Origin of the sequence: Vibrio sp. S234-5, assembly GCF_000960595.1 — a bacterium.
Taxonomy (GTDB): Bacteria; Pseudomonadota; Gammaproteobacteria; order Enterobacterales; family Vibrionaceae; genus Vibrio.
The window spans coordinates 1-12,254 of the sequence record NZ_JZAM01000237.1 but is presented as its reverse complement, the minus strand read 5'-3'; the positions used below and the strand labels follow the sequence as shown (position 1 = coordinate 12,254).

Below are 12,254 nucleotides of genomic sequence, written 5' to 3'. Positions count from 1 at the left end.
ACTATCATAACCGGAAAGCCAGCAAATCTCATGGGGTAGAAGAAGGACAATAGTATGAATCAAAGGGAGGAATCCGTCAGTTTGTTTCCTTGATGTATGCGATAAGTTGTGACAATTTACTGACAAAATACCTATTACGAGCTGTTACAGTTTGGCAAAAATCGTTAAGGAAGCGTAATGAAAAAGCTAGCCGTTTTAATCTCCATGCTAACCACTTTCTCGGTTTCTGCAGCGCAGTGCCGTGTTGATATAAAAAATGAAATCCGTCTTGATGGCGAAGCGGTGGAAATTCATCAACAAAATGGTGACAAAGCCCGTGTGGATAGCCATAACAACCTCTATATTCATGGGGAGAAGATCGAACTCAGCCAAGATCAACAAGCCGCTATCGAATCTTATCGTGAAAACCTCAACGCCTATCTGCCAAAAGCAAAGCAGTTGGCCGCCGATGGGTTAGCGTTTGCCAATGATGTGATTGATGACATCGCAGCCAGTTTGGATGCACCTGGCACTTTTGATAACGTCAAACAGGCGGTGGGCAAGTTCTTTGCCGAGGTTGAATCGCGTTATTACCAAGATGGTAAGCTGGTTCTGCCTGCGGAAAGTTTCTCTTCGATGACCCAATCTTGGCAAGAGGATTTTCAGCGCGCTCAAGAGATCTTCAATAAAGAGTTTTTTGCCAGCGCCTTTGAGGCTCTCTCGAGCAAAATGAAAGGCGAAGGCGGCTTTAACCTCTCGGCACTGTCCGACAGCATGGCCGAGTTGAAGAAAAAGGTCGAAGAGAAGGTAAAAGCGCATAGCAAAGAGGTGGAAAAGCAGACACAAGATTTCTGTGATTCACTGGATGACATGGCGGCACAAGAGCAAGAGATGCAGAAGAAAATCCCAGAACTGAAGAACTATCAAGTCTTTACTATTTAAAGCCAAGATTGGCTTAGCGATGAAACCATCATGAGAGCGCCACAGAGCGCTCTTTCTTTATTCTGGTGTACTGTAATTTTTACAAAGTGATTCGCTGCTTATTTTTCTATTTGCCGAAGATTTGACCAGTTGTGAATGGTTTGACCCAAGATGTTTTGTTATTGTACTTGCTAACTAGTTCATGAGTGCAATTTGGTCGTATGTCACAACAAACTTCTTCTCAACCGCGGGAGCTTTTTGGCTCTCGTCTTGGTTTTATTCTTGCGGCCGCTGGTGCAGCGGTTGGTCTTGGCAATATCTGGGGCTTTCCTACACAAGCCGCATCAAATGGTGGCGGTGCTTTCCTTTTAGTCTATTTAGTGATGATTTTGATCGTCGCTTTCCCGATGCTGGTGGTGGAGATGGCGATTGGTCGTCATGGTCAGGCCAACCCCGTCGACAGTATGCGCGCACTCACCAATCATCCTGTAGGTAAGAAAGTCGGTGGTCTGGTTGGCTGGATTGGTCTTAGCGTGCCCAGTGCCGTACTGGCGTTTTATTCCATCGTCGGCGGCTGGATCATCTGTTTTATGCTGGGAGCGATCACCGATCTGCTCAGTCTCGACGCTGCCAGTGCGTGGTTTAAAGGCTTTAGTGTTGAGCGCAACCTGTTTGGTACCTTGGTTTTCTATGTGTTGACCATTTTGATCGTGCAAGGTGGCGTAAAACAGGGGATCGAAAAGTGGTCTACCCGCTTGATGCCAGCACTGTTTGTGCTGTTTGCTGTGCTGTTTGTCTACATCATGACGCAAAATGGCGCGATGGAAGGGTTGAAACACTATCTCGTGCCCGATTTCAGCAAAGTGTGGGATAGAAAACTGCTCCTTGCGGCAATGGGGCAAGGTTTCTTCTCGCTCACCATCGGTGGTTGTTCGATGCTGATCTACGGCTCTTACCTGAGTAAGAAAGAGAACCTGCCCAAAATGGCGATGAATGTCACCTTAGTCGACACCGCCGTGGCCTTTATCGCTGGCTTAGTGGTGCTTCCTGCCATGTTTGTCGCAATGCAAAAAGGGGTGAAAATTTACGCGGAAGATGGCTCTTTGCTGAGCTCAGATACCTTGGTATTTACTGTATTGCCTTTAATGTTCGACAGCCTCGGCTTGCTCGGACAGCTGTTTGCCGTGGTGTTTTTCTTGCTGTTGACCATCGCTGCGCTCACTTCGTCAATCTCCATGTTGGAGTGCCCGGTTGCGCTTGTCGGTGAACGCTTCAACACCAAGCGCAGCAGCACCAGTTGGGTGCTCGGCGGTTTGATTGCGCTGCTGAGTGTGGTGATTGTCTACAACTTTGGTGCGTTGTTTGGATTGGTCGCGACCATAGCCACGCAATACCTACAACCAACCGCGGCGCTGTTATTCTGCTTATTTGGTGGTTGGGTGTGGAGCCGTCATGCCAAAGTGAAAGAGTTAGAGCAAGGCTATGAAACCTTCTCGCTCGGCTGGTTTGGTAAGCTTTGGCCTGCGTATGTGAAGTTTGTTTGCCCAGTGCTGGTGGCGACCGTGATTTGGGCTTCCTTTGGCTAACTCATTCTTTGGTGGCTACTATGCAAAATGCAACTTTGTTATAGTGGTCACCGTTATTTAGTCAGTATGAGAAAACCTGATGAGTTTAGAGCGTTTTGAAACGATGGATCCCTTTATCCTGTTGAGCATGGTCAATATGAAGCTGCGCGATGAGTTTGGCGATCTCGATAGCTTAGCGAAATTTTACGATATCGATAGAGCGAAATTAGAGCGTAAACTGGCCGAAGCGGGATTTGAATATCTCTCTGAAGTGAAGCAATTTCGCTAACGACAAGCGTTTTGAAAAAATAAGACCAACCCCAAAGTGGTTGGTCTTTTTCATCACAATTGCCGACCAGTGGATATCGCCGCCATCAACTCTTCTCGGGCAATTTCTTCGCTGACAGGTAAAGTGCGTTTTTTCACACTGAGCAGTAAAAAGGTAGTGTTATTATTTTTGTTCTCCTCAATCCCTTGATGAACAATAGATAGATTCGGGTACACAGAAGCCAATCCACAAGACCCAATCGCAGCTGTCCCTGTTGGAAGCGTCTGCTCTGCAACCATATCTACATATACACTAGTAGGTAGTGTATGCGTGTTAATAGTAATTATTATATATTTCATCATCTATTTGTCGCCAAATCGATTTTTTCTCCATCTTTTTATCAAAATGTTTTAAATGATTTTGCACATTTAATGTATACAGCGATGTTGTTCCGCATAAAAACGACACCGTATTCCATTGTCGGTTTTCATCGCTACCCGGTTCGGTAAATAGCATGGCGACCAAACCTGTTACATGAGAAAGGTCGGTAAACCGGCCCGAAAGATAGCCGACAGGATCGGATTTCAAGTTTTTAATCGGACTTAAATATTTGCTACCTAAAGCTCCTGTAATAGAGCTGGTAAAGTGGAAGAAACGCATGGCTAATTCACTATTTCGTGAGCTCTTACCTAAATGGTTCATAGTGTTAAAGGCAATTCCTGCTGTAGCGCTTGAAATACCGGTAGTGATGCTCAATCCTGTGAATGCTGCTTCTCTCAACGTGAGATAAGTGCTGGGGTCAGTGCCGAAGTATCTGTTACTAATGACATTATCTATGTCCCCACCTTGTTTATACCATTTCTTAAATTTCCTGAATTCGGAGACAGATGTAGCCACTTTACCTCTGGCTATACTTTTACCTAAACCTACGGCACCTTTAACACCGTAGCCAACGCCAAATATTGCTAAGGAAAACCCTAATACTTTACCGATCACTTGCAGACCCTTTGACGCATTGGGTTGCATTGACAACGCGGTGACGGTGGATATCGGGACGGATGCAAACTCAGCTACCGCCGCCTTGGCGATGGTAAGGCCAAGCTGAGCAGTTGTTTTGGAAGCGGACGCGGCTACCCCGATACCACCCGTGACAAAGCCAACTGCTGCCCCTATCACAACTTGCTTCCAATCAAACTTATGTTCGGGATTGATCGCACATTGTATACCTTCTACCGCGGCCGATGCCGCTGCCCCGACGATGGCACCAATAATGGCGCCTATCAAAATGCTCAGTAAGGCAAAATGGCCGCTTGGATCCCGTTGGTTAATCGGATCACCCAAACAATAGGCATAGCCATTGGTTCCTCCTTTACCGAAAGGGCTCATCGAATCATAGCTATGAAAACGCATTAGCCTCGGATTGTACATGCGAGTACCTTTACCCAAATAATAGTTACCTGTAATAGGATCTTGACGTTCGGCGTTAAAGCCTAACGGGTTGGCTTTGATCACCATGGGGGGCGGTGCTGAGTTCGCGAAAGCAATCGGAGGCAAGGTAATGCCTGACATAGCCAAGGTACTTATGCCACTGGCCTGTTTTAAGAAGCGTCTTCTACTGGAGTAGAATTGGCTGTTGTTGGTAGTGTTGTATTTTGGATTAATCATAACTTAGCCCTCACCGTAAGGTGTATATTTACGCGTGGTTTTCTCTCTCTCTTCCCCATCAGAACTTGAGTAGGTTTCTAAGACACTACCCTGGCTGTTGCCGAAACTAAACTGATGTATCTCTTCTTGAGGAGAGTTGACATTGCGCGATGTTAAACCAGGTCCTATGTTGTGGAAGCTGCTGTGTGCGGACTCATTTCTCTCGTTAATTAATTGATTATTGAGATAGAAAAGGTAGATCAAACTTTGCTCAACACTTTGTGTAACAACCCGTCCTCCGGCATCGTACTGATACTCGGACAAAACCGAGCCATTTTCAGAAACCGAACTCATTTGGCCCAGTGCGTTGTAACTATATTGGCGACCCTTTTCATCATTGAGCAAGTTGCCCGCCTCATCGTAGGAAAAGTCGACGCTAGACGGGTAGTAATTGTGTGTATTGGTCAACCGTTCCAGACGTTGCGGATTGTTACTTGGATAGGAGAAAGTGGCGGTATTGTTGCTGCCGTTGCTAAATACACTGGTGGCTTGGGTGATATTTCCGTAAACATCATGGGTGAAACTCTGTTCAACAATCACGTTGCCATAATCATCTTGCGGCGCATTAGGACCGCTCACTTGATAGAGAGTCAAGCGGGCCAAATCATCATAGAAAAAGGTCTCTTGAGTGGATTCTCCATGCTGAGTAAAAGTACGCGAATCGAGCAGTATGCGTTGGTTAAATACTTGATCGATAGTAAAAATCAGGCTGCCATTAAAGCGAGCCTCACGCTTGGTTTCTACGCCAAAGGCGTTGTATTCAAGGCGAATTTCAGCGCTATCTTGTGCGCGTAGCGTGGTGTATTGAATGGGCCTGCTGAAAACATCGTAGCCAAAGGTAGTCGAGGTGTGTATGCCAGAGACGACCTCTTCTGCCTGAGCGAGGCGGCCAAGATTATCGAAGTAAAAAGCCGTTGTGTTGCCAAAATAGTCGGTTCTGCTGAGAAGTTTGCCCAGTAGCGAATAGCGAAAGTTGGCCGTTCTCTCTTCGCCGTCAATTTGCATCGTTTCCGTAAGCACGCGATTGTATGAATCTCGAGAGACTAAGCGTGTCCCAGATAAGTTTTGATTACTCAGAGGCAGGCCGCTTTGAGCGTCGTAGCTAAAACCGCTATCTAACTGAGTTTGCCCAGAGACTGAAATGGTCAGTGGGACATGCAAATAAGAGTTATTAGTGAAGTGCAGTTGGCTGCCACTGGCCAAGTTAATCGATGTTGGTTCTGGAGAAACACCAGAATAAGAGTAGTGCGTTGTTCCAGCATTAAGAGTGGTTTTTTGCATTAAGCGCATTAAGCCATCAAACGTCTGTTGGCCTTGGCTAGCTCCATCAACGAGCACCTCACTAGGCACATCAGATCGAGTGAAGTCGGGGTAGTGATAGTTTTCCGTTACGTTCTGGCCGTCAATGATACGAGTGGTTTCAACCAGCCTGTCTAGACGGTCATAACGGTGTTTTATCACCCGGCCTTCCGTATCGGTAACCGTCAGCAGATTGTCATAACCATCGTAGTGATAATCGGTTTTCGCCAGCAAGGCCCCTGACGCATCATAGGTTTTTTTGTTTATTTCACGCCCCGATAGGTCATACTGAGTCCATTCACTCATCAGAGTTTGGTTGCTCAAACCGGACTCATGTTGGTAGTGCGTGGTTAGCGTCACCGGATCTTGGGTAAACTGCTCTTTACGGCCATCGGGATGTGTGACTGAAGATATCTCGCCATTCACATCATACTGATAGGTTGACGTTAGCGGCAGTGCAACGCCGTCCAGCCAATCGGTTTCGGTTTTGGACACCAATAAACCGAAGTCATCATAGAGACAAGATTGCACTGTGTATGGTGTCTCACCGTAAGGGGTTTGCAATACTTCAATCACTTTGCCTGCATTATTAAAGCGCGTTTGCAAAGCGTTGCCTTTGGTGTCGACTTGAATCATAGAATTGACGCCATCACCAACATGATAGGTAATGGTTTGGCTTGCTTCAAAAGGTGTGCCAGGGGCTGTCACCGCAGCTACTTTTCTCCCTAAAACGTCATAGCTAAAGCGTGTGACAATACCTTGTTCGTCAATATGTTTGGTTGGTTCGCCGAAAAAGTAGTCGAGGGTTTTCGTTTCAAGCGTCTCAAGATTATCGTGGCTTCGAGTTAATACGGAACTCGTCATCCCGTCAACGCCAAAGTCATAATGACAAGTGATCGACGTTTCATAACCGTTATACCGGAGGGTTTTCGTCTTCAACAAACCGTAGGTATAAAGGTTGCCGACATAGCTGTAATATTCAAAATCCTCGCTTTGATTCTCATCGGATTGACTAGCCAGCAACACAAAATAGCCATTCGGGTCGTCGAGCTTGGGTAGGGAGCTATAAGTAAAAACTTTTGTACGCGCTGTATCGCCATTGTTTGGTGTAAAGGTCTCGGTTTTTATTAGAGAGACAAAGCCGTTTGGTTCGGCAGGGCAATTGGTACCCTCACCCGATGCGGGATAGTAACTACGCACCATTTTTGAACCATCAGGTTGAGTTTCCGATAAAAGATTCGCGTATTCATCATAGTCATATTCGCTGGTAAAACTGCGGCTTTGCCCACCAAGGTAGTGAGTAGTGGTCTGCGATTTGGCTAAACTGTACGTGGCGGGTTGAAGATCTATGCCCTGATCAAGATCGGCGAAATAGGTATAGCTTTCCTCTTTATATAAATGCCCTCCTTCATAGTAGTGTGCTGAGTTCATCAAGTGATATTTGTTGTACTCGCGAGTGACCGATTTTGTACCATTGACGATCTCTGTTGAAGAATAGGTGTAGTCTCGGTGCGCTTTAAATAAAGTATCTTCCCCGGCGACCCACGCGCGATCAGAAGAAAATCCCAAATAATTCTGATCAGAAAACTCATATTCAGTGATTTGCGGTGGTTGGTTTTCTCCAGGGAAAACGGTATGCCGATGAACATAAGGAAACGTGTCTATGGGGGCATCTTGAGGTAAATAGTGTCCTTGGTCGTAGTAGAGCATCTCTTCGACCAAGCCGTTGGCGTGAGCCACTCGCTCAATCACATCATAGTTGCAAGCACCAATGTAGCGATATTCAAAGTGAGTTGTAGAATCGATACCGGGAAAACGGATTGCATCCAAACGAGTATAGATATTCCCATTGCCTGTTTTATCAATTTCGATGGTTTGTCGAACCGTGCCAAGAACCTTATGAGTAACTACGGTTTTCCACTTACTCGTCCACCAATCAATTTCCAACTCGCGATCAGCATTTTTGTCGTAGATGTGCCACAGCACTTGCTGAAAATCTTTTTGTCCGTATTCAAAGCCAATTTCCAGCCCGTTAGCAGAAACGACTCTTGTGGTGATCCCTTCGTTATAGCTGATAAACTCTTGCTTACCATCCTTGTAGACCACCTGAATCTCTTCGCTCTCGTCAAGATAAAAAACGCGCAGATCTTTGAGTTTACGATAGGGAATGTCATATTCATTGCGTTGATGATTCCATTCGACCTCAAATGCTTGGCCTGTTGAGAGAGAAAGAAAATTCTTCTCTTTGTCAAATCGGCTTATTGGAATATTCCAGCCTCGTCCAAATCCGATATCAAGTGTACTTGCTGCACTGTAATTTAATACGATGGGAATATCTTCTCCTACACCTCGGTAGGATGAGAAGGTTCCTAAATTAATACTAATAGAGTACATTCCTGTTCTTGGGTCAACCCCAGAAGAAATATAATCTGAAAAGTTATCGGCATTACTTACGACATTACTGTACATAGTATGTTCCTTATCGCAATTATATATGTGATAAGAAGGTTTTATTGTTACTTATCACATATCGTTTTTATTGCATTTTTATGGTAATGGCAGATTTGTTTAATGATCGCTTTGGTTTGAAAGTTCAATCATTATGCTTTCTTCATCATATTTAAATTGAATTGAGCTGGTTGTCCCATAGATGTCTGTAATTTTTAGAAAAGAACTTTCTATATCACCTCCGTAGTTAAAATTGTTAGTGCTCGAATAAGCATCATCATATTTGTCATCGTAACATATAGAATAATTACCTTGATCAGTGCAAGTGGATGAATATTTAAAATATGATTTTTCATTCTTTAATTTTCTATTAATAAAAGTTCCTATATAGTCACTTCTGTTATTGGGATTAATTGATCTTTCTTCTAAATTAAATTCTATATTCCCATTAAAAATAACAGGTAATGAATAAAGATTGCTAACAAAAGAGTAATTGCTATTATTTTGTTCATAGAAAAAATAGGTATCAACATAGACAGCTCCTTTATCATTTGATTTATCATAAACTCTCATGAACTGATTATTTTCTGTCAGGTAGGGAGCATAGAAATATCTAATTTTAACTATTTGTGGAGTTTGATTGGTTGAGAATAGCTCGCGATAATCAACTCTAGTAAATGAGTTATCATACACATTTACATAGTCTTCAAAATAGAAATTGTTGTTAGTTAGATAGACGGGAGGGATGCTGGTCAGAGTAACGCTAGAATCAATATTACCGCTATCACAAGTTTTTGCTAAGTAATTTTCATTAATAACAGTTGATGTGCCGTCAGAATTCTCTTGATAAATCTTAAATCTTTGGGTAATACAAAACTCAACTGAGCCCAAAGTGTTTTTGTCTGGCCCAATATATTTAGTAATGTATTGTCTACTGCCGCTCGTTAATGGCTCAGTGGTTTGTGTATTATAAGAGTTGAAACCGATCTGGTGACTATAACCATTATCATGTTCTTCCTCACGCCAGCCACTAGTTAATAAAGGATCATGGGTATTGACAATGCCATAACCAGTAGCTTTAGGAATGGCTGAGTAGCCATCGGCAACTTCATAACCAATAGAAATTTTAGCGGTCATAACGCCATTCCCATAGATAGGGCCTTGTCCTATTCGATTGACTGTTAAGCTCTTTATATATTCATTAGGAGGACCAGCAAAAACAGTACTGGATACAGCCAATGAAAAGAAAAGTAATGCACATTTGGTAGTGGATTTATGAGGAGTAGTAGAGCTAGGGTCATTGAGGTAAGTAAGCATAGTATTTATTCCTTTATTCCATTCATATAAGCATAAATAAGTATAATTAATGCCACTAGATGAATAACTTTCTTTAATTAAATAGTGACATATATATCAATATTTAATTGTTGGTATAAGGTATTCACAAAATGAAAGTTAGTGCAAAAAAAATGTTCTATCAAAGTTTTGGTGAGAAACATAATGATTCAATATTTAAAATCACAATGTTTCAAAATAAATTAAATGAAACTGTTTGATTGTTGAACAAAATGCATATATAAAAATTACGTGTGCTATTTTGTGTTTAGTAATCAATATGATAGATATTACTGGATAATGTGTTAGAAATTTGAAAAGAGGGAAAATGATATGAGAAAAACCATAGGTGATTGCTTAAAAAGAGTGATATTAATACTGAGCCTTATTTTTTCATTTAGTGCAGTGTCTGAGCATAATGAGCCATATCATCCGTTGGGATCATATCCCGATTATTTCACGTTTCTTGAGGTTGATAATTCGAGCAGTGACAACCGAATTCTGCAGAGCAAGTCTGTCTTCTTTATTCATATAAATGATGATGATCAATCAATCAATCGTAACACGGCATTTTTTATCAGGACAAAACGCGATGATGACAAGCTATGTGCGATAACATCAGGACATTCATTTGAGGACTTAACAAAAAATGAATTCATCTTTGATGGCTACTTTAACTACCTAGGCAAAGATGATCACTATACCGTTGATAGCACTTCTCTGTTTTTTTCATCAACCACTCGGGTCGATTTTAAAAGTAACATTAAAGGAGAACTGGTTGTGGATGGTGGAGTGAGGAATGATGAGACAGCAGATATTGCCCTTTTTTTAGTGGATAAAAAAGATCTACCTCAGTTGGAAATGCTGGCTGAGTCGGGATATCAGTTTGACAATGTCACGCATAATTTTACTTACGCGATCCATCACGCAAAAGGCTGGCCACAGAGAATATCTTATTTTACCTATTTTATGCCTTATTCCGAACCATTCAAAATCTCTGCGATTGCCAATGCAAAAATGATGGTTTCTGAAGCATCTTCTGGTTCACCCATAGGTATTTTAAACAGTCAAAATCAATTCTGACCCTATATTGGCGTTTTAGAATCAGGCGTAAATGTAAAAGAAATTCCTGAAGATGAAAAAATGATTAGTGATAAGGATGATGAAATATACTATGCTGGTATAATAAACTATACAACATTATCCTCTATAGAGGACGCAATTAAAAGAGAATGTCTAAAACTAGATCAAGATCAAATACCTTTTATCCCATTTTTAGCGATTCCCCTTTTGAATACATTTAATACATGCAAAGGAAATAATAGAGTATTAAAAGATAATGAAATTCCTACTGGTGGGGATAATTATTGCCTAGAAAATACATTTAGTTTAGTTAATTCAACGAAATATAAGATGCCACTAACTATATATGGAGAGTCACAAAACGATAATGCGTATATAAAAGATACGCAACAACTTCAGCCATATTCAAAACTTGTTTTTCGATATAGTGATAGTATGAGCGGATACGTTTATGATACTCACAATGAAACGGATGAAATTAGAGTTGTATCCGACATTCCGCAGCTAATTTAGGAATAAACTACCTCATAGAATCTACCGAGTAATTTGAGTAGTTGTGTTTGGTGCTCTTGAAGTCCAGTGATGAACCGTTGGCCGTTAATCTCTAGCGTATCTATGCCTTCGAATTGCAAGAAGACCCAACGTGCCGTCGGTCTGGAGGTCGTCTTGTTCTTTACCATACTTGGGAAGAACGCTTCGGTTTGTGCGAGTTGCTCTCTGATTTTGTGTTCTAAACTGGCGTAAACAAGCAAGCTCAACGTCATTATCATTAGCAACGCTTCAATGCGTTCAGGCTTTTTCAAGAAGATGGAAGAGGTTAAAAATTCAGGGCTTTTTAGAAAGCGGAAGCCGCGCTCGACTTTTTGTTGCGATTTGTAATGTGCTAGAAGAGCCGTCATGGTGAGTTCTTCATTGTCGGTGTCATTTGTCGCGAGGATAAACATGCCTACTTTGAGCTTAGCCAGTTTTACTTTTTCTAGGTCGGTGAATGGAGCGGCTTCGATAAAGTATTGGTATCCTGTCGGTGCTTCATCTGTCTTTGGGCGGCCCGAATGAGAGTAAGTCGGCAGTTTGATGAGAGTGCCTTGTTCAAACCCTAGTAAGTCAGATTGTTTCTTGAAATCGTTAAACGCTAATTCTGCGTCAACTTCACAAGCGAATGGTTTTTTACTTAGCTTTTCCAACGCTTTGATTTCTTTTGCTATGTTTTTCTCTAAGTTCTTAAAGAAAGTGATTTCTTCCCGCTTGGTGGCCTGTTCACTGTGAACGAGCAACCAACGTTGATTGACCTTTCCGTAATCCGAGTCTATCCAACATCCTGAGTAGCCATCATCAATAGCGATTAATTGCTCTGGCTCTAGCGCAAACAGTGCTTGTTTTGCGAGCTTGATGGTCATGGGTACACGGGTAATGAACTTTTGATTTTGCTCATCTAGCGAGGAGATGCTTTCTTCGGTGTACAAGGCGGCATCAGCGATAAAGTAACGACTATTTTGCGCGGCTTTTAGGCAATGTATGTGTCTTTTAGTGACTTCAGCGAATGCCTTGGCATCATTGGTGTTGCCACTCAGTGCTTGCATGTAAACAGGAATACCTGCTTGGTTTTCACAGATGAGTTCAAGCACCACTTGGTTAAGCTCTGGCCTATGATC

Annotated in this window: 10 protein-coding genes; 5 read left to right on the top strand and 5 right to left on the bottom strand. The window is 42.4% G+C overall.

The annotated features are described in order from the left end of the window. The first annotated feature begins 177 nt into the window (after positions 1-177). The 3 genes from UF06_RS14515 to UF06_RS14505 all read left to right on the top strand — a co-directional run bounded on the left by UF06_RS14515 (position 178) and on the right by UF06_RS14505 (position 2,754). Entirely contained in the window at positions 178-921 is a 744-nt protein-coding gene (locus tag UF06_RS14515; RefSeq protein ID WP_045571080.1) for a YggN family protein, read from the top strand. Positions 922-1,121: 200 nt separating this feature from the next. Further along, a complete protein-coding gene (locus UF06_RS14510) occupies positions 1,122-2,486 on the top strand; it encodes a sodium-dependent transporter (RefSeq protein WP_045571079.1) in 1,365 nt (454 codons plus the stop codon). 79 nt (positions 2,487-2,565) lie between these two features. Continuing rightward, positions 2,566-2,754, top strand: coding sequence for a DUF4250 domain-containing protein (locus UF06_RS14505; protein ID WP_045571078.1), 189 nt, complete (start codon positions 2,566-2,568; stop codon positions 2,752-2,754). 53 nt (positions 2,755-2,807) lie between these two features. Here the strand turns inward: UF06_RS14505 and UF06_RS26885 are convergent, their stop codons facing one another. The 4 genes from UF06_RS26885 to UF06_RS14485 all read right to left on the bottom strand — a co-directional run bounded on the left by UF06_RS26885 (position 2,808) and on the right by UF06_RS14485 (position 9,501). Continuing rightward, complete coding sequence (locus tag UF06_RS26885) at positions 2,808-2,969, bottom strand: hypothetical protein (protein WP_171816738.1); 162 nt, start codon at positions 2,967-2,969, stop codon at positions 2,808-2,810. A 97-nt stretch (positions 2,970-3,066) separates the two neighbouring features. After that, positions 3,067-4,398 carry an RHS repeat-associated core domain-containing protein gene (locus UF06_RS24580; RefSeq protein WP_171816737.1) on the bottom strand — a complete coding sequence of 444 codons (1,332 nt, stop codon included), beginning with the start codon at positions 4,396-4,398 and terminating at the stop codon, positions 3,067-3,069. 3 nt (positions 4,399-4,401) lie between these two features. After that, positions 4,402-8,205 (bottom strand): RHS repeat protein, encoded by a 3,804-nt coding sequence (locus UF06_RS14490; protein WP_045571077.1) that lies wholly within the window; start codon positions 8,203-8,205, stop codon positions 4,402-4,404. A 99-nt stretch (positions 8,206-8,304) separates the two neighbouring features. Next, positions 8,305-9,501 carry a hypothetical protein gene (locus UF06_RS14485; RefSeq protein WP_045571076.1) on the bottom strand — a complete coding sequence of 399 codons (1,197 nt, stop codon included), beginning with the start codon at positions 9,499-9,501 and terminating at the stop codon, positions 8,305-8,307. A gap of 351 nt (positions 9,502-9,852) precedes the next feature. Between UF06_RS14485 and UF06_RS14480 the strand changes: the two genes are divergently transcribed. Continuing rightward, the gene (locus UF06_RS14480) at positions 9,853-10,602 is read left to right on the top strand and encodes a hypothetical protein (protein ID WP_045571075.1); all 750 of its coding nucleotides are present in this window, start codon (positions 9,853-9,855) and stop codon (positions 10,600-10,602) included. A 60-nt stretch (positions 10,603-10,662) separates the two neighbouring features. Next, a complete protein-coding gene (locus UF06_RS14475; RefSeq protein WP_045571074.1) occupies positions 10,663-11,115 on the top strand; it encodes a hypothetical protein in 453 nt (150 codons plus the stop codon). Here UF06_RS14475 and UF06_RS14470 read toward each other — a convergent pair. After that, on the bottom strand, positions 11,112-12,254 hold a 1,143-nt coding region (locus tag UF06_RS14470), incomplete at its 5' end, for an IS1634 family transposase (RefSeq protein WP_045571073.1). The genes UF06_RS14475 and UF06_RS14470 overlap by 4 nt on opposite strands.